This window comes from Burkholderia sp. WTPI3 (genome assembly GCF_021483755.1).
In the GTDB taxonomy this organism is placed as follows: domain Bacteria; phylum Pseudomonadota; class Gammaproteobacteria; order Burkholderiales; family Burkholderiaceae; genus Burkholderia.
Genome location: NZ_JAGIXF010000102.1, coordinates 1 through 18,517 on the forward strand (window position 1 = coordinate 1; position 18,517 = coordinate 18,517).

At 67.3% G+C, this 18,517-nt stretch carries 18 protein-coding genes; 15 read left to right on the forward strand and 3 right to left on the reverse strand.

The features are described 5' to 3' along the window. Positions 1-227, forward strand: a 227-nt coding sequence (locus J7024_RS32040) for an ureidoglycolate lyase (RefSeq protein ID WP_234745803.1), incomplete at its 5' end; no start/stop codon positions are given. A 179-nt stretch (positions 228-406) separates the two neighbouring features. On the opposite strand, the gene fur is transcribed toward J7024_RS32040, so the two are convergent. Continuing rightward, positions 407-835: a ferric iron uptake transcriptional regulator gene (fur, locus tag J7024_RS32045; RefSeq protein ID WP_006753314.1), complete on the reverse strand. Its 429-nt coding sequence runs from the start codon at positions 833-835 to the stop codon at positions 407-409. A gap of 142 nt (positions 836-977) precedes the next feature. Between fur and J7024_RS32050 the strand changes: the two genes are divergently transcribed. The 9 genes from J7024_RS32050 (at position 978) to J7024_RS32090 (ending at position 10,234) form a co-directional block, all read left to right on the forward strand. After that, entirely contained in the window at positions 978-1,772 is a 795-nt protein-coding gene (locus J7024_RS32050) for an outer membrane protein assembly factor BamE (RefSeq protein ID WP_124827153.1), read from the forward strand. Positions 1,773-1,837: 65 nt separating this feature from the next. Beyond that, entirely contained in the window at positions 1,838-2,635 is a 798-nt protein-coding gene (gene dapB, locus J7024_RS32055) for a 4-hydroxy-tetrahydrodipicolinate reductase (RefSeq protein WP_096506320.1), read from the forward strand. Between the two features lie 19 nt (positions 2,636-2,654). Beyond that, entirely contained in the window at positions 2,655-3,323 is a 669-nt protein-coding gene (locus tag J7024_RS32060; RefSeq protein ID WP_234745804.1) for a MotA/TolQ/ExbB proton channel family protein, read from the forward strand. 22 nt (positions 3,324-3,345) lie between these two features. Continuing rightward, entirely contained in the window at positions 3,346-3,801 is a 456-nt protein-coding gene (locus J7024_RS32065; RefSeq protein WP_175760834.1) for an ExbD/TolR family protein, read from the forward strand. Positions 3,802-4,079: 278 nt separating this feature from the next. Continuing rightward, on the forward strand, positions 4,080-6,674 hold the full coding sequence (gene leuS / locus J7024_RS32070; protein WP_124827150.1) for a leucine--tRNA ligase: 2,595 nt from the start codon (positions 4,080-4,082) through the stop codon (positions 6,672-6,674). A gap of 38 nt (positions 6,675-6,712) precedes the next feature. Continuing rightward, complete coding sequence (locus J7024_RS32075) at positions 6,713-7,264, forward strand: LPS-assembly lipoprotein LptE (RefSeq protein WP_124827149.1); 552 nt, start codon at positions 6,713-6,715, stop codon at positions 7,262-7,264. Positions 7,265-7,282: 18 nt separating this feature from the next. Next, a complete protein-coding gene (gene holA, locus J7024_RS32080; RefSeq protein WP_124827148.1) occupies positions 7,283-8,377 on the forward strand; it encodes a DNA polymerase III subunit delta in 1,095 nt (364 codons plus the stop codon). Between the two features lie 139 nt (positions 8,378-8,516). Next, on the forward strand, positions 8,517-9,788 hold the full coding sequence (locus J7024_RS32085; RefSeq protein ID WP_124827147.1) for a glutamate-5-semialdehyde dehydrogenase: 1,272 nt from the start codon (positions 8,517-8,519) through the stop codon (positions 9,786-9,788). A gap of 23 nt (positions 9,789-9,811) precedes the next feature. Further along, positions 9,812-10,234, forward strand: coding sequence for a CopD family protein (locus J7024_RS32090; protein WP_098549765.1), 423 nt, complete (start codon positions 9,812-9,814; stop codon positions 10,232-10,234). Between the two features lie 84 nt (positions 10,235-10,318). Here J7024_RS32090 and J7024_RS32095 read toward each other — a convergent pair whose 3' ends face one another. Then, a complete protein-coding gene (locus J7024_RS32095) occupies positions 10,319-11,167 on the reverse strand; it encodes a MurR/RpiR family transcriptional regulator (protein WP_124827146.1) in 849 nt (282 codons plus the stop codon). Between the two features lie 293 nt (positions 11,168-11,460). Here J7024_RS32095 and edd point away from each other — a divergent pair, with 293 nt between their 5' ends. The 4 genes from edd (at position 11,461) to J7024_RS32115 (ending at position 16,062) form a co-directional block, all read left to right on the forward strand. Further along, positions 11,461-13,317, forward strand: a complete 1,857-nt coding sequence (gene edd / locus J7024_RS32100) for a phosphogluconate dehydratase (RefSeq protein WP_175760833.1) — start codon at positions 11,461-11,463, stop codon at positions 13,315-13,317. A gap of 19 nt (positions 13,318-13,336) precedes the next feature. Beyond that, a complete protein-coding gene (gene eda / locus J7024_RS32105; RefSeq protein ID WP_098549762.1) occupies positions 13,337-13,963 on the forward strand; it encodes a bifunctional 4-hydroxy-2-oxoglutarate aldolase/2-dehydro-3-deoxy-phosphogluconate aldolase in 627 nt (208 codons plus the stop codon). 220 nt (positions 13,964-14,183) lie between these two features. Beyond that, positions 14,184-15,545, forward strand: a complete 1,362-nt coding sequence (locus tag J7024_RS32110) for a GntP family permease (protein ID WP_175760831.1) — start codon at positions 14,184-14,186, stop codon at positions 15,543-15,545. Positions 15,546-15,558: 13 nt separating this feature from the next. Next, on the forward strand, positions 15,559-16,062 hold the full coding sequence (locus J7024_RS32115; RefSeq protein ID WP_124827143.1) for a gluconokinase: 504 nt from the start codon (positions 15,559-15,561) through the stop codon (positions 16,060-16,062). Positions 16,063-16,143: 81 nt separating this feature from the next. Here J7024_RS32115 and J7024_RS32120 read toward each other — a convergent pair whose 3' ends face one another. Then, the gene (locus J7024_RS32120) at positions 16,144-16,791 is read right to left on the reverse strand and encodes a TetR/AcrR family transcriptional regulator (protein ID WP_124827142.1); all 648 of its coding nucleotides are present in this window, start codon (positions 16,789-16,791) and stop codon (positions 16,144-16,146) included. 264 nt (positions 16,792-17,055) lie between these two features. Between J7024_RS32120 and J7024_RS32125 the strand changes: the two genes are divergently transcribed. Further along, a complete protein-coding gene (locus J7024_RS32125; RefSeq protein ID WP_175750752.1) occupies positions 17,056-18,477 on the forward strand; it encodes an NAD(P)/FAD-dependent oxidoreductase in 1,422 nt (473 codons plus the stop codon). Positions 18,478-18,517 lie beyond the last annotated feature (40 nt).

Here is an 18,517-nt window from a genome sequence, read left to right on the forward strand (position 1 = left end):
CGCCGGCCGGCGAATTCCGGCCCGGCGCGATGCGCGCGTTCCTCGCCGAAGGCTGGCAGGGCGTGAATTACGCGAAGGGCGTGTGGCACCACCCGCTGCTCGCGCTCGACGCGGTCAGCGATTTCGTGATCGTCGATCGCGGCGGCCCGCAGCCGAACTGTGACGAGATCCCGCTCGACGACGCGTGGGCGCTCGAGTTCGAACCGGCCTGCGCGAGCACTGCCTGACGCGCGGCGCGGCCGGCATCGGGTCACGCCGTGGCCGGCGCGCAGCCGCATGCTCGAGAACGTTTCCATACGGGCCCGCGTGTCACGCGGGCCTCGTCACATTGGTCTTGTCCCGAAAACGACACGGCCCGGGCGGCGAGGTGCCGGCCGGGCCGTCGCGCATGCGCGAATGGTGCGGATCAGTGCTTGCGGTGCGGGCAGTTTTCGGTCGTGCAGGAACCGTACATCGCGAGCGAGTGTTCCTGGAGCCGGAAGCCGCGTTCTTTCGCGATCGCTTGCTGGCGGCTTTCGATCTCGGCGTCGAAGAATTCTTCGACGCGACCGCAATCGAGGCACACGAGGTGATCGTGGTGCGAACCTTCGTTCAGTTCGAACACGGCCTTGCCGGATTCGAAGTTGCTGCGCGTGAGCAGGCCCGCCTGCTCGAACTGCGTCAGCACGCGGTAAACCGTGGCGAGCCCGATGTCGAGCTGTTCGTTGAGCAGGTTCCGGTAGACGTCTTCGGCCGTCAGGTGACGCACGGGGCTCTGCTGGAAGATCTCGAGAATCTTGAGGCGCGGTAGGGTGGCCTTTAGCCCGATATTCTTGAGATCCGTCGGATTGGTCATGGCTAGGCATCCCTAGAGTACAATGCAGGGCTTCAATGTTACCGGCTTTTCGCCGTTCCAGAAACACGCGCGGCTCGCGACGCGGGCCAGCACGGTGACGGAAATGATCCCAGAATCTCTTTCGCACTTTCAGAGGAGTCGCATGCGGAGTGCCATCATCGCTGCCGCCGCCGTTGCCGCGCTGGCTGGTTGTTCGTCGTACGACAGCGTGACGCAGCGCATCGCGCAGAGCATCACGCCCTATCGGATCACTGTCGTGCAGGGCAACTTCGTGTCGCAGGAAAAGGCCGCGCAGCTGCAGGCCGGGATGTCGCGCGAGCAGGTCCGCGCGCTGCTCGGCACGCCGCTGCTGACGGACATGTTCCATGCCGATCGCTGGGATTACCTCTTTTACTTCAAGCGCGGCTCGACGGCAGTCGTCCAGCAGCGCGACCTCGTGCTGACATTCTCGGGCGACCGGCTCGCGAGCTGGGCGGGTGCCGAGAACCTGCCTTCCGAGCTCGACCTGCTGGCCGATATCGACGGCGATCGCGGCGGCAAGAAGGCGAAGGCCGCAGCCGCGGCGAAGAGGGCGTCCGAAGCCGCTGCCGCGAGCGCCGCGCAGGCCACCGCTGCCGCGAGCCCGGTTGCCGAGCCGGCATCCGGCGCGGCGGTCGACCAGGACGCGAACGCCCAGGCCGCACGTGCGGCGAACCGCGCGACCAACCAGGTATCGGGGCAGGGGGCGGCCGCACGCCGCTTCACGCCGTCCGCGCAGGTCTCGAGCGGCGCACCGGTGCCGGGCGGCCAGCCGCCGGGCGTGGCGCCGGCGATCCAGCCGCAGTTCCAGTTCCATCGTCCGCCGCAGCCGAACGTGTCGAACGACACGACGCAGCCCGTCGGCCCGCAGGGTTCGGACACGCTGCAGAACCAGCCGCTCACCGCGCCGGCCCAGTAGGCGGCCGGCGTGCGGAAACGGGGCGGCATGCGCCGCCCGCCTTTATACCTGTCGTGTAGAAAGCCATGAAGATTGCGATTGCCGGTGCATCGGGCCGTATGGGCCGGATGCTGATCGAAGCCGTTCTCAACGATTCCGACGCGCAGCTCGTCGGCGCGCTCGACCGCGCCGATTCGCCGTTCCTCGGCCAGGACGCGGGCGCGTTCCTCGGCAAGGAAACCGGGATCAAGCTGACCGACGACCTCGACGCCGTGTTCGCGCAGGCCGACTACCTGATCGACTTCACGCGTCCGGAAGGCACGATCGCGCACGTCGAGGCCGCGCTGCGCCACGACGTGAAGCTCGTGATCGGCACGACCGGCTTCACCGCCGAGCAGAAGGCGGAGCTGCAGGCCGCGGCAGGCAGGATCGGCATCGTGTTCGCGGCGAACATGAGCGTCGGCGTGAACGTCACGCTGAAGCTGCTGGAATTCGCGGCGAAGCATTTCTCGCACGGCTACGACATCGAGATCATCGAGGCGCATCACCGCCACAAGGTCGATGCGCCGTCGGGCACCGCGCTGATGATGGGCGAGGCCGTCGCCGGTGCGCTCGGGCGCTCGCTCGACGAATGTGCGGTGTACGGCCGCCAGGGCGTGACGGGCGAACGCGATCCGTCGACGATCGGCTTTGCGGCGGTGCGCGGCGGCGACATCGTCGGCGATCACACCGTGCTGTTCGCCGGGATCGGCGAGCGGATCGAGATCACGCACAAGTCGTCGAGCCGCGTGTCGTACGCGCAGGGCGCGCTGCGTGCGGTCCGCTTCCTGTCGGCGCGTGGCGCCGGCCTGTTCGACATGCAGGACGTGCTCGGCCTGCGCTGACGCTCACGGGGAAACTCCGATGGCCATTCCCACCGGCGTTGTCCACTACCTCGAAAGCGGCGATGCGATCACGCACGCCGTCGCCTACGTGCTGCTGGCGATGTCCGTCGCCAGCTGGTGCTTCCTCCTCATGAAAGCCTGGCTCCTGGTCCGCGCGAAGCGGCAGGGGCCGCGCGCGCCCGCCGCGTTCTGGCGCGCGCCGTCGCTCGATGCGGGCATCGCCGCGCTCGTCGGCGCCGATCGCGAACGCGTGTTCGTGCCGCTTGCCGAAGCCGCGCGCGACGCGGCCGACGAACACGATCCGGCCGCGCTGGCCGCGCGCGTCGAGCGCAGCGAACGCGTGCTGCGCGCGCTGCGTCACGCGATGCTGCGCTCGCAGCGCCGGCTCGAGTTCGGCCAGGTGCTGCTCGCGTCGATCGGCAGCACCGCGCCGTTCGTCGGACTGCTCGGCACCGTGTGGGGCATCTATCACGCGCTCGGCAGCATCGCCGCGAGCGGGCAGGCGCAGATCGAGAACGTCGCGGGGCCGGTGGGCGAAGCGCTGATCATGACCGCGTTCGGGCTCGTGGTTGCGATTCCCGCGGTGCTCGCGTACAACATCCTCGGGCGGCTCGTGCGACAGCTCGCCGAGGAACTCGACGGCTTCGCGCGCGACCTGCACGTGTTCGTGTGCGCGCAGGGCGCCTGACGCGCGGCCCGGAGGAGCGACCATGGCATTCGGCGGACTGGAGCACCACAAGACGTCCGCGCCGATGGCGGAGATCAACATGACGCCGCTGATCGACGTGATGCTCGTGCTGCTCGTCATCTTCATCATCACCGCGCCGCTGATGACGCATGCGATCCGGCTCGATCTGCCGAAGGTCGCGGCCAGCGTCGCGCGCGATACGCCGCAATCGGTCACGCTGTCGATCGATGACGCCGGCAAGCTGTTCTGGGACGACACGCCCGTCGCGCTCGACGCGCTGCCGGCACGCTTTCGGGCCGCCGCCGCGGGCGCCACGCCGCCGGAGCTGCGGCTGCGCGCGTCGCGCGCGACCCGCTACGACGTGATCGCGCAGGTGATGGGCGCCGCGCAGGCCGCGGGGCTCACGCGCATCGGCTTCGTCACCGACATGCCGCCGGCGGGCACTGCCGCGCCGGCCGCAGCGGGCGCGAAACGCTGACCGGCCGGCCGCCTGCGCGTCCGGTGCAAGCAAGAATGCGTGCCGGCCCGCGAGACGGGCCGTGCCGCCCGCCACGGACGGTATAATCGTCGTTTCCGCCCGGTCGGCAGGGTTTCGCCGGGTAACCTGGAGACCTTCCGGGTTACCCGGCTGATCTCCGGACCATGAGGCAGGCCCGGGAACCGGGAGCCTGCCCGCGCCGCCGGGCTGCCCGATTTCGTCCACTTCCGCGTGCCCGCCCCGTGGCGCGCCGCTTAAAGCCTAGTCCGAACCACACCATGCACGAGAGATACGTACCCGCCGACGTCGAAGCCGCCGCCCAGGGCGACTGGCGCGCAGCCGATGCTTACAAGACGAAGGAAGACTCGCAGAAGCCGAAGTTCTACTGCGTGTCGATGCTGCCGTACCCGTCCGGCAAGCTGCACATGGGTCACGTGCGCAACTACACGATCAACGACGTGATGTACCGCTATCTGCGGATGAACGGCTACAACACGCTGATGCCGATGGGCTGGGACGCGTTCGGGATGCCGGCCGAGAACGCCGCGATGGCGAACGGCGTGCCGCCCGCGAAGTGGACCTACGACAACATCGACTACATGAAGGGCCAGATGCAGTCGATGGGTCTCGCGATCGACTGGTCGCGTGAAATCGCGACGTGCAAGCCCGACTATTACAAGTGGAACCAGTGGCTGTTCCTGAAGATGCTCGAGAAGGGTATCGCTTACAAGAAGACGGGCACCGTGAACTGGGACCCGGTCGACCAGACCGTGCTCGCGAACGAGCAGGTGATCGACGGCCGCGGCTGGCGTTCGGGCGCACTCGTCGAGAAGCGTGAGATCCCGATGTACTACCTGCGTATCACGCAGTACGCGGATGAGCTGCTGAACGACCTCGAAGGCCTCGGCTGGCCCGAGCGCGTGAAGATCATGCAGCAGAACTGGATCGGCAAGAGCTTCGGCGTGAACTTCGGCTTCCCGTACGAAATTGACGGCGAAAAGACGCTGCTGCGCGTGTTCACGACGCGTGCCGACACGATCATGGGCGTCACGTTCTGCGCGATCGCGGCCGAGCATCCGCTCGCCACGCGCCTCGCGCAGGGCAAGCCGGAACTGCAGGCGTTCATCGACGAATGCAAGCGCGGCGGCGTTGCCGAGGCCGACGTCGCGACGATGGAGAAGAAGGGCGTCGCGACGGGCTTCTCGGTGTCGCACCCGCTGACGGGCGAGCCGGTCGAGGTATGGATCGGCAACTACGTGCTGATGAGCTACGGCGAAGGCGCGGTGATGGGCGTGCCGGGCCACGACGAGCGCGATTTCGCGTTCGCGAAGAAATACGGCCTGCCGATCAAGCAGGTGATTTCGAGCGAAGGCCAGGCTTACTCGCTCGATGCATGGCAGGAGTGGTACGGCGACAAGGAAACCGCGGTCTGCGTGAACAGCGGCAAGTACGACGGCCTGCGCCATGCGGATGCGGTCGACGCGGTCGCGGCCGACCTGAAGGCCGGCGGCTTCGGCGACAAGCAGGTCACGTGGCGCCTGCGCGACTGGGGCGTCTCGCGCCAGCGCTACTGGGGCACGCCGATCCCGATCATCCACTGCCCGTCGTGCGGCGACGTGCCGGTGCCGGAGCAGGACCTGCCGGTCGTGCTGCCGGAAGACCTCGTGCCGGACGGCTCGGGCAACCCGCTCGCGAAGTCCGAAGCGTTCCTGAACTGCGCGTGCCCGAAGTGCGGCGCGGCCGCGAAGCGCGAAACCGACACGATGGACACCTTCGTCGATTCGTCGTGGTACTTCTCGCGCTACACGGCACCGGACGCCGACACGATGGTTGACGCGCGCACCGACTACTGGATGCCGATGGATCAGTACATCGGCGGCATCGAGCACGCGATCCTGCACCTGCTGTATTCGCGCTTCTGGACCAAGGTGATGCGCGACCTCGGCCTCGTGAAGTTCGGCGAGCCGGCAAAGAACCTGCTCACGCAGGGGATGGTGCTCAACGAGACGTACTATCGCGAAGACGCAGCGGGCAAGAAGACCTGGTACAACCCGGCCGACGTGACGGTCACGCACGACGACAAGGGGCGCCCGGTCGGCGCGACGCTGAACTCGGACGGCCAGCCGGTCGTGCTCGGCGGCATCGAGAAGATGTCGAAGTCGAAGAACAACGGTGTCGATCCGCAGGTGCTGATCGACCAGTACGGCGCCGATACCGCGCGCCTGTTCACGATGTTCGCCGCGCCGCCCGAGCAGCAGCTCGAGTGGTCGGGTGCGGGCGTCGAAGGCGCGAGCCGCTTCCTGCGCCGCGTGTGGAGCTTCGGCGCGGGCAATCGTGAGGCGCTCGCCGTGCGCGCCGGTTTCGACGCGGCGGCGCTCGGCGACGCCGACAAGGCGCTGCGCCGCGAGATCTACAGCGTGCTGAAGCAGGCCGATTTCGACTACCAGCGTCTGCAGTACAACACGGTCGTGTCGGCCGCGATGAAGATGCTGAACGCGATCGACGGCGCGAAGGGCGCGACGCCCGCCGTGCTGCGCGAGACGTACGGCGTACTGCTGCGCGTGCTGTACCCTGTCGTGCCGCACGTCACGTTCGAGCTGTGGAAGGCGCTCGGCTACGCGGACGAATTCGGCCCGCTGCTCGACGCACCTTGGCCGAAGGTCGACGAAGCCGCGCTCGAGCAGGCCGAGATCGAACTCGTGCTGCAGGTGAACGGCAAGGTGCGCGGCGCGCTGAAGGTCGCGAAGGACGCGAGCCGCGAGGCGATCGAAGCCGCGGCGGTGGCCGACGAAGCGTTCGCGAAGTTCAGCGACGGCAAGCCGGCGAAGAAGATCGTCGTCGTGCCGGGCCGCCTCGTGAACATCGTCGTCTGACGGCCGCCGGCCGTCGGGCGTACACAGAAGGAGCGAAGGTGATCCGCAGATCGTTTTTGGTGCTCGTCGGCAGCGCGGTCGCGCTGTCGGCATGCGGCTTCCAGTTGCGCGGCCAGCAGGACTACGCGTTCAAGCGGCTGCTGATCGCCGGCGCGCCGGCGGCCGTCGGTGCGCGGCTCACGCGCCTCGTCGAGGCAGGCAGCGACACGAAGATCGTCAAGTCGGCGGACGACGCCGACGCCGTGCTGCGCATGTGGGAGTCGCGCGGGCAGAACACGCTGACACTCAACAAGTACGGTTCCGCGCAGGAATATGCGCTGTACTACACGCTGAACTACACGCTGACGAGCAAGGACGGCACCGTGCTGATCCCCGCGAGCGCGATCGCGCTGAACCGCGCGATGACGTACAGCGACCAGTACACGAACGCGAAGGCGCAGGAAGCCGACATCCTGTACGCGGACATGCAGAACGATGCCGTCGACCAGCTGATGCGGCGTCTCGCGATCGTCCACTCGCTGACGCCGGCGCCGCAGGACGTGGTGCCGGGCGTGGCGCCGGGCGCGCCGCTGCCGCCGCCGCCGCTCTGATCGCCGGCGCACGTACCGATGCAATTGCGACTTGATGCGCTGGAGCCGCACCTCGCGAAGGGGATGGCCGGGCTCTACACCGTGTATGGCGACGAGCCGCTGCTCGCGCAGGAAGCGTGCGACCGCATTCGTGCGGCCGCGCGCGCGGCCGGCTTCACCGAGCGTTCGGTGCATACGGTCGAGCGCGGCTTCGACTGGAGCGTGCTGCTGGGCGCGACCCAGGCGATGTCGCTGTTCGGCGAGCGTCAGCTGATCGAGCTGCGCATTCCGTCGGGCAAGCCGGGCAAGGAAGGCGCCGATGCGCTGAAGACGCTCGCGGCGACGCCCAACCCCGACGCGCTGATGCTCGTCACGTTGCCGCGGCTCGACGCGGCAACGCAGAAATCCGCCTGGTTTACCGCGCTGCAGAACGGCGGCGTCGCGCTGAAGATCGATCCCGTCGAGCGCGCGCAACTGCCGAACTGGATCGGCCAGCGTCTGTCGATGCAGGGCCAGCGCGTCGCCCTCGGCGACGACGGCCGGCGCGCGCTGCAGTTCATCGCGGAGCGCGTCGAGGGCAACCTGCTCGCCGCGCACCAGGAAATCCAGAAGCTCGGGCTGCTGTATCCGCAGGGCGTGCTGGCGTTCGAACAGGTGCACGACGCGGTGCTGAACGTCGCGCGCTACGACGTCTTCAAGCTGAACGAAGCGATGCTCGCCGGCGACGCCGCACGGCTCGCGCGGATGATCGACGGGCTGAAAGGCGAGGGCGAGGCGATCGTGCTCGTGATGTGGGCCGTCGTCGAGGAGTTGCGCACGCTGCTGCGGATCAAGCGCGGCGCGACGGCCGGCAAGCCGCTGGCCACGCTGCTGCGCGAGAACCGCGTGTGGGGTCCGCGCGAGCGGTTGATCGCCCCCGCGCTGAACCGCGTGTCGGAAGGCGTGCTCGAGAAGGCGCTCGCGTTCGCCGCGAAGCTCGACCGGCAGGTCAAGGGGCTGTCGGCCATCGCGCCGGGCCGCCGCACGCAGGACGATCCGCCGCCCGATCCGTGGGACGGCCTGTTCCAGCTCGCGATGACGGTGGCCGGCGAGCGCGGCGAGCGACCGCCGACCGCGGGTCGCGTGCGGCGTTAAGCCTCGTCGAGGGCCTTCAGCGCCTGCATCGCAACCCGCTTACAATATTTCGATGGCCGGTGCGGCCCTTTCTGCTGCCGCGCTGCACGCTTTCCCCGAATTCACGCCGCGCCAAGCGGCTCGCTTCTCGAGTCACACGATGGATATCGACCAGTACATGACGGACCTGGGCCGCCGTGCCCGGCACGCTTCCCGCGCCATGGCGCGCGCCAGCACGGCCGCGAAGAATGCGGCGCTCGACGCCGTGGCCCGCGCGATCGAGCGCGATGCGCAGGCACTGAAGGATGCGAATGCACGCGACGTCGCCCGTGCGCGTGAAAAGGGGCTCGATGCGGCGTTCATCGATCGCCTCACGCTGTCGGACAAGGCGCTGAACACGATGGTCGAAGGTTTGCGCCAGGTCGCATCGCTGGCTGATCCGATCGGCGAGATCGGCAACCTCAAGTACCGCCCGAGCGGGATCCAGGTCGGCCAGATGCGCGTGCCGCTCGGCGTGATCGGCATCATCTACGAGTCGCGCCCGAACGTGACGATCGACGCGGCCGCGCTGTGCCTGAAGTCGGGCAACGCAACGATCCTGCGCGGCGGCTCCGAAGCGCTCGAGTCGAACGCTGCGCTCGCGAAGCTGATCGGCGAAGGGCTCGAAGCGGCGGGCTTGCCGCAGGACGCGGTGCAGGTCGTCGCGACCGCCGATCGCGCGGCGGTCGGCAAGCTGATCACGATGACCGAATACGTCGACGTGATCGTGCCGCGTGGCGGCAAGAGCCTGATCGAGCGCCTGATCAACGAGGCGCGCGTGCCGATGATCAAGCACCTCGACGGTATCTGCCACGTGTATGTCGACGATCGCGCCGATCTCGCGAAGGCGCTGACGGTGTGCGACAACGCGAAGACGCATCGCTACGGCACCTGCAACACGATGGAGACGCTGCTCGTTTCGAGCGGCATCGCGGCGACGTTGCTGCCGCCGCTCGGCAAGCTGTATCGCGACAAGCAGGTCGAACTGCGTGTCGATGCGGCCGCGCGCGCGGTGCTCGCCGAGGCCGGCGTCGGCCCGCTCGTCGATGCGACCGAAGAAGACTGGCACACCGAATATCTCGCGCCGGTGCTCGCGATCAAGGTCGTCGACGGCCTCGACGCGGCGATCGAGCACATCAACCATTACGGTTCGCACCATACGGATGCGATCGTCACCGAGGATCACGACCGCGCGATGCGCTTCCTGCGCGAAGTCGATTCGGCGAGCGTGATGGTCAACGCGTCGACACGCTTCGCGGACGGCTTCGAATTCGGCCTCGGCGCGGAAATCGGCATTTCGAACGACAAGCTCCACGCACGCGGCCCCGTCGGCCTGGAAGGGCTCACGTCGCTGAAGTACGTCGTGCTCGGGCACGGCGAAGGCCGCCAGTAACCGTAAAGCGAGGCGCACAACCGATGGCAATGCTCTGGGTCAAGACGTTCCATATCGTTCTGATCGCCGCGTGGTTCGCGGGGCTGTTCTACCTGCCGCGCATCTACGTGAATCTCGCGATGGAAACCGATCCGGCCGCGGTGCGGCGTTTGCTGCTGATGGCGCGCAAGCTGTTTCGCTTCATGACGTTCATCGCAGTGCCGGCGCTGGCATGCGGGTTGTGGCTCTGGCTCGCGATCGGCATTGGCCAGGGGCAGGGCTGGATTCACGCGAAGGTGACGGTGGTGCTGCTGCTCGTGATCTACCACGCGTATTGCGGACACTTGCTGCGGGTGTTCGAGCGCGGCGAGAACCGTCGCACCGACAAGTGGTATCGCGTGTTCAACGAGCTGCCGGTACTCGGCATGCTTGCCGCGGTCGCGCTGGTCGTGATCAAGCCGTTCTGATCGCGCTGCACGGCAGCGCTGGCGATCGATACGCAACAATGGCGCCCCGCGGGGCGCCATTTTTCATGCGCGCGTCGGGCGCGTTCATTCCTTCGTCGGGTCGTCGATCCGGCGGCGCGTGATCGCTTCCTTCGCGCGGCCGACCCGCTCCATCAGCGCCGGCCCGCGCGACAGCGCGACGCCGACCGCGAGGATGTCGCCGATCGCGAGATGCGACATCCGCGACGTCATCGGCGAGAACACGTCGGTTTCCTCGGCGACGTTCGACGCGAGGCTCACCGTCGCGAGCTTCGCGAGCGGCGAATGGCTTTGCGTGATCGCGACGACCTTCGCGCCGCACGCGAGCGCGGAGCGCGCGGCATCGACGATGTCGCGCGTGCGGCCGGTGTTCGAGATCGCGACGACGACGTCGTGCGGCCCGAGCAGCGCCGACGACATCGAGAACGTGTGCGGGTCCGAGTACGCGACGCTCGGCACACCAAGCCGGAAAAACTTGTGCTGGATGTCCTGCGCGGCGATGCCCGAGCCGCCGGCACCATAGAACTCGATGCGCGACGCGTTCGACAGCAGCGAGATCGCGTCGGCGACGCTGCCGGCCGACAGGCTGTTGCGCACCTCGATCAGCGCGCCGATCGTGCGGTCGAACACCTTGCCGATGATGCCGGGCGCCGGTTCGTCGGGCTCGACGTCGCGATACACCGACGACACGCCGGGCGCGACGCTCTGCGCGAGCCGGATCTTGAATTCGCGAAAGCCGCTGCAGCCGAGCGCCTGGCAAAAGCGCGCGATGGTCGGCTGGCTGACGCCCGCGCGGGTCGAAAGCTCGGTCATCGCGAGGTCGAGCACCTCGCGCGGTGCGGCGAGGATGTAGTCGGCGAGCTTGCGCTCGGACGGGCGCAGCTCGGCGCGGATCGCTTCAATGCGAGGCAGCATGGGGCGGCAGATGAAAATCGGGTTCGGATGAGCGAGTGTATCGCAATCGAATTGTAGAAAATCTACAAGAAAATGCTAGCTCTTTCGTCGGTCTTTCTCGGGCTGCTCGATGAGGCGAATTAGGGTTTTCACTAGTTAAAGCCTTGCTGGTGGCGGGAATAAGGGTTGCGTGTATATCGATCCGCATTGCGCGCGTGTAGTTTTTCTACTAGACTTGCTTCGTTCGTTCGACGCACTCGATCGTCCCCACGATTCCAACCGCCGGTGTCGTCCGGCATACAGGAGCGCCCAGCATGACGTCGCTGCACCCCACTCTGGCGAAAGTCACCGACCGCGTGATCGCCCGCAGCCAATCGACCCGTTCCGCCTATCTGCAGCGCATCGCCGGCGCGCAAGGCAAGTTCCCGGCCCGCGGCGCGCTGTCGTGCGCGAACCTCGCCCACGGCTTCGCGGGTCTCGAGGGCAGCGACAAGTTCCAGATCAAGGCGATCCGCGAGCCGAACATCGGCATCGTGTCCTCGTACAACGAGATGCTGTCCGCGCACGCGCCGTACAAGGGTTTCCCCGACATCATCAAGGCCGCCGCGCGCGAGAACGGCGGCGTCGCGCAGTTCGCCGGCGGTGTGCCGGCGATGTGCGACGGCGTCACGCAGGGCAACCCCGGGATGGAGTTGTCGCTGTTCTCGCGCGAGGCGATCGCGATGGGCACGGCGATCGCGCTCACGCACAACATGTTCGACGCGGCGCTCTGCCTCGGCATCTGCGACAAGATCGTGCCGGGCCTGCTGATCGGCGCGCTGCAGTTCGGCCACCTGCCGACTATCTTCGTGCCGGCCGGCCCGATGACGAGCGGCCTGTCGAACGACGACAAGGCGAAGATCCGCCAGCAGTTCGCGACCGGCCAGGTGGGCCGCGACGCGCTGCTCGAAGCCGAATCGGCTGCGTATCACGGCCACGGCACCTGCACCTTCTACGGCACCGCGAATAGCAACCAGATGCTGATGGAGCTGATGGGCCTGCACCTGCCGGGCTCGGCGTTCGTTCATCCGCACACGCCGCTGCGTACCGCGCTGACGGCCGAGGCTGCGCGCCGCGTGCTCGATCTGACGGTGGAGCGCGGCCAGTACACGCCGATCGGCCACGTGATCGACGAGAAGGCGATCGTCAACGGGATCGTCGCGCTGCTCGCGACGGGGGGCTCGACCAACCACACGCTGCACCTCGTCGCGATTGCGCGCGCGGCCGGCATCCTGATCGACTGGAACGATTTCGACGAGCTGTCGGCCGCCGTGCCGCTGCTCGCGAAGATCTACCCGAACGGCAAGGCCGACGTGAACCACTTCCACGCGGCGGGCGGCGTCGCGTTCCTGGTGCGCAACCTGCTCGAAGGCGGGCTGTTGCACGAAGACGTGACGACGGTCGCGGGCAAGGGGTTGTCGCACTACACGAAGGAGCCGAAGCTGATCGACGGCAAGCTGACGTGGGTCGACGGCACGGCCGAAAGCCACGACACGAAGGTGCTGCGCGGCATTCGCGAGCCGTTCCAGCCGGACGGCGGCCTGCGCCTGATGCAGGGCCGGCTCGGCCGCGGCGTGATCAAGATTTCGGCGGTCGCGCCCGAGCACCGCAAGGTGACGGCGCCCGCGATCGTGTTCGATTCGCAGGAAGCCGTGCAGGAAGCGTTCGATCGCGGCGAACTGAAGCGCGACTTCGTCGCGGTCGTGCGTTTCCAGGGCGCGCGCGCGAACGGGATGCCCGAGCTGCACCGTTTGACGCCGCTGCTCGGCGTGCTGCAGGATCAGGGCTTCCATGTCGCGCTCGTCACCGACGGCCGCATGTCGGGCGCGTCGGGCAAGGTGCCGGCGGTGATCCACGTGTCGCCGGAAGCGCTGCTGGCCGGCCCGCTCGGCAAGGTGAAGACGGGTGACACGCTCGTGATCGACGCGGACGCGGGCGTTCTCGACATCGAGATCGACGCAGCCGAATGGCAGGCGCGCCCGGTCGCGCAGCCGCTGCACCAGGCCGACAACGAGACGGGTTTCGGGCGCGAACTGTTCGGTGTGTTCCGCGCGGCTGCCGCGCCGGCCGAGCAGGGCGCATCGGTTTTCGGGACGCTGGTCGGCGAAACGGCCGTCCACGTCGCCGCGTGAATTTCAAGGAGCCAAATCAATGAAGACGATTGCGGAAATCGTGAAGCTGGGCCCGGTCATTCCGGTGCTCGCATTCGACTCGGTCGAGCAGGGCGAACACGTGTCGCGCGCGTTGCACGCGGGCGGCGTCAAGGTGCTCGAGATCACGCTGCGCACGCCGGCGGGCCTCGAGGCGATCCAGCGCGCGAGCCAGCTCGCGGACGATATCGTCGTCGGCGTCGGCACGATCACGAAGCCCGAGCACTGCGCGCAGGCGAAGCGCGCGGGTGCGAAGTTCGGCGTGTCGCCGGGCCTGACGAAGGATCTGCATCTCGCGTCGCTCGACGCGGACCTGCCGCTGCTGCCGGGCGTGATGACGCCGAGCGACATCATCCAGGCACTCGAATTCGGCTACGAGATCGTCAAGTTCTTCCCCGCGCAGCAAGCCGGCGGCGTGCCGATGCTGCAGGCGTTCCACGGCCCGTTCCCGGCGCTGAAGTTCTGCCCGACGGGCGGTATCACGGTCGAGAGCGCGCCGAATTTCCTGAAGCTGCCGAACGTCGTGTGCGTCGGCGGCTCGTGGCTCACGCCGAAGGCAGCGCTCGCGGCGCAGGACTGGGCCGAAGTCACGCGTCTCGCGCAAGCCGCGAGCCAGCTCCCCCGGTAAGACTTGTACGAAATGATGATTTAACCCTCGGTAAGCAGGCGCTTAGTGCTTGTTTTACCGAGGGTTTTTGCTGATGGAACCGGTTCTATCCGCGGACCGTAAAGATAAGTAAAATTCAGCGTCCTCGCGGGGTGGGTACCCCCCGTGTTTCGGAGACCTGCATAGCCGGGCATACTCGCTACAACTCGCCCGGTTCGAACAATCCAAGGAGGAGTGCCACATGGGGGCTGTCCAAGGCAGCATGCTGCTCGTATTCACGCTGATCGCGATCGCCGCGCTGATCCTGATGATCGCGCGTTTCAAGATCTACCCGTTCCTGGTGCTGATCATCGTTTCGCTTGGCCTGGGTCTCGCCGTCGGCATGCCGATGGACAAGATCGTCAAGTCGTTCGAAGCGGGCACGGGCGGCACGCTCGGCCACATTGCGATCGTCGTCGGCCTCGGCACAATGCTCGGCAAGATGATGGCCGAATCGGGCGGGGCCGAGCGGATCGCGACCACGCTGATCGACTGGTTCGGTGAGAAGAACATTCATTGGGCGATGATGTTCGTCGCGATCATCGTCGGTCTGCCGGTGTTCTTCGAAGTCGGCTTCGTGCTGCTGATCCCGATCGCATTCAACGTCGCGAAGCGCACCGGCAAATCGCTGCTCGTCGTCGGCCTGCCGATGGTGGCCGGCCTGTCGGTCGTGCACGGGCTGATTCCGCCGCACCCGGCTGCGCTGCTGGCCGTTCAGCAATACGGCGCCGACATCGGCAAGACGATCGCGTTCGGCCTGATCGTCGGCGTGCCGACCGCGATCATCGCGGGTCCGCTGTTCGCGCTGACGATCTCGAGGTTCGTGAAGCTGCCGGAAAACAACCCGCTCGCGTCGCAGTTCGTCGACACGCACTCGAACGGCCGCACGCGCGAGCTGCCGGGTTTCGGCATCACGCTGTTCACGATCCTGCTGCCCGTCGTGCTGATGCTGGTTGGCAGCTGGGCCGACCTGGTGTTCGCGCCGAAGTCGCTGCCGAACAACCTGCTGCGCTTTGCCGGCAACTCCGACGTCGCGCTGCTGATCGCCGTGCTGGTGAGCTTCTTCACGTTCGGCAAGCTGCAGGGCTTCAACCGCGACCAGATCCAGAAGTTCTGCGGCGAGTGTCTGGCGCCGATCGCCGGCATCACGCTGATCGTCGGCGCGGGCGGCGGCTTCGGCGGCGTCCTGCGCGACAGCGGGATTTCGCAGCAGATCGTCGAGACCGCGAAGCACGCGCACCTGTCGCCGCTGCTGCTCGGCTGGTTCGTCGCGGCGCTGATGCGTCTCGCAACGGGTTCGGCAACGGTCGCGATGACGACGGCCTGCGGCATCGTCGCACCGATCGCCGCGGCGGCCGGCACGACGGTCAGCCCGGAACTGCTGGTGCTCGCCACCGGTTCGGGTTCGCTGATCTTCTCGCACGTGAACGACGGCGGCTTCTGGCTGATCAAGGAATACTTCGGGATGACGGTCGGTCAGACGTTCAAGACCTGGTCGCTGCTCGAAACCATCATCTCGGTGCTCGGTCTCAGTTTCACGTTGCTGCTGAGCATGGTTCTGTAACAAGGGGTAGTCAATGATTCTGATCGCAATGGGCGTGTCGGGCGCGGGCAAGTCGCGAATCGGCGAAATGCTGGCGGAGCGTCTGTCGTGCAGCTATACCGACGGCGACGCGTTTCACAGCGCGGCGAACAAGGAAAAGATGCACCACGGCATTCCGCTGACCGACGACGACCGCTGGCCGTGGCTGCGCACGATCCGCGCGGCCATCGAGGAAAAGCAGCATGCCGGCGAGACGGCCGTGTTCACGTGCTCGTCGCTGAAGCGTTCGTACCGCGACGTGCTGCGCGGCACCGACACCGACGTGCGGTTCGTGTACCTGAAGGGTTCGTTCGAGGTGTTGCACGAGCGCCTGAAGACCCGCACCGGCCATTTCTTCGATCCGTCGCTGCTGAAAAGCCAGCTCGACACGCTCGAGGAACCGGGCGAGGACGAAGCGATCGTGGTCGGCATCGAGCTGACGCCCGAACAGATCGTCGACGAGGTCATGGTGAAGATCGGCCTCGCGCAGCAGCACTGAGCGCAGTTCGCGGCAATCGTGATGCAGTAGTGACAAAGGCGCCCGTCCGGGCGCCTTTGTCGTTTCCGACCTCGCGAGCGCTCAGGCAGTGCGCGCGTGCTGTGCGATGCCGGCGAGCAGCACGTCGAGCATCGTGTCGTGCACGGCGGCCGGATCGAGCTGCGCATACAGCGGCGCGGCCGACTTGACGAGCGGGTACCCGGCGTCGGACAGCGCGTGCATCTCCGCGAGCTCGACGTCGTTCGCCGGCCGCGTGAGGCCGCCGGCCTCGGCGGCGGCGAGCCCGATCACGCTCGCATACCAGCCGACGCATACCGACGGCAGCGCCGCGCGCGCAATGCCGGCGTCGACCAGCGCGCGATGCACGGCCTCGATGTGAGCGAGATCGGCCGGGCCGGTGCTCATGTGACGCTGCAGCAGCGTGAACGCGGCCGGATGGCGCAGCGCGAGCGCGCGGTACTGGCGCGCGAGATCGCGCAGCCGCTCGCGCCACGGCAACGTGTCGTCGACCGGCACGAGCGAGCGCGACAGCGCGTTCGCGATCGCGCGGCTCAGGCCGTCCTTCGACTTGAAGTGATACAGCACGCTCATCGGGTCGCAGCCGACCGACTGTGCGAGCTTGCGCACGCTGAAGGCGGCTTCGCCGACTTCTTCGAGCAGCGCGAGCGCGGCCGCGACGATCGCGTCCTTGTCGAGGCCGCGCGGGCCTTGAGCGGGTTTGTCTTTCATGGGAAAGGCGAGGCGGGTGGCTGTAATCTTGACGAAAGCGTATTCTACGCTGTAGAATTATTTCTGCGGTGTAGAAATTGGGTGTCCCGGCACCTCTCAATGCGTGCTTTGCACGGTCCGGGATCCAGGCAGACACGAGCGTGCCTGCCGTCAACACGGGCCATCGCGCCCTTTATCTCGTTGACACCCAAGTGGAACCGGCTGCCCCACCCGCGAAGCCTCAAGGCTCTTCGACAGGCGGCCCAAGACCATGCAAGTGCAATCATGACTTCCAATCACAAGCCCCTGATCCGGGGCGAATCGCGTTTCGACCAGACGCAGCTGAATATCGAGAAAGACAACTGGAACTGGTGCGATCCGTCGCGCTACGACGGCGGTCGTCCGGCCAACTGGTACGAGGCGTCGCTGTCGCACCATGAAAACAGCGCGCCGCTCGCGCATGACGCCGTGTGCGACGTGCTCGTGATCGGCGCCGGGTTGCTCGGCGCATCGGCCGCGCTGCACCTCGCGGAAGCGGGCGTCGACACGATCCTGGTCGACAAGCACCACGTCGGATCGGCCGCGTCGGGCCGCAACGGCGGCCAGCTCACGCCGGGCCTCGCGCGCTGGGAAGCGGCCGACATGATCGACCACCTGTCGCACGACGACGCAAGGCGGCTGTGGCGCTTCGCATCGGCCGAGTCGATGGATCTGATCGATGCGATCGGCGCACGTTACGCGCTCGATCTCGACCGCCGCCGCGGCCACGTGACGGCGGCGGTCCACCCGGGCCACATGAGCGCGCTGCTCGACGGCGCGGACGCGCGCCGCCATCTCGGCGACGCCGGCGTGACGCTCGTCGGCCGCCATCAACTGCACGACGAATATGTGCGCTCCGGGCTGTACCACGGCGCGGCAATCGACGCGCTCGGCGGGCAGCTCCATCCGCTCGCGCTGGTGCGCGGCCTCGCGCACGGCTTCCGGCTGAACGGGGGCGCGCTATACGAAGGCACCGAGGTGCTCGAGCTCGACGAAACCCCCGCAGGCGTGGTCGCGACGACGCCGCGCGGCACGATCATCGCCCGTAAGGGCGTCGTGCTCGCGCTGCACAACACGACGTTCCGGCTGCTCGACGACGGCGCCGCGACGACCGTGCCGTTCTTCACGTACGTGAGCGTGACGGCGCCGCTCGACGTCGACGTGGCGACGCTGATGCCGGCCGGCATGCCGGTGTACGACACGCAGTTCCAGATCGACTACTACCGGCCGGTGCGCGGCAACCGCCTGCTGTTCGGCGGGCAGGGCACCGGCACGTGCTGGACCCAGCCCGACGTCAACGCGTACCTGCTGACGCGGCTGAACACGGTGTTTCCGCAGCACGACGGCCGCTTCGCGCTCGACTACTGCTGGAGCGGCGTCAGCGACTTTACGCTGAACGGCGCGACCGACAGCCGCAAGACCGACGGCCGCGTGCCGATGTACATGGTGCAGGGCTGGAGCGGGCACGGCGTCGCCCAGACGGTGCGGATCGGCAAGGCGATCTGCGACGATTTCGTCGGACGCAACGACGACTTCTCGATGCTGACCGGCATCGACCATCGCGAGATTCCGCTCGGCCGGCAACTGTCGCCGATCGCGATTCCGGCCGCGAAGGCGGCGATGAGCGTGATGAGCGCGCTCAATCCGGGGCGGATGATCTCGTTCTGACCGGACTGCGACAGGCAACAAAAAGCCCGATGCGATCGCT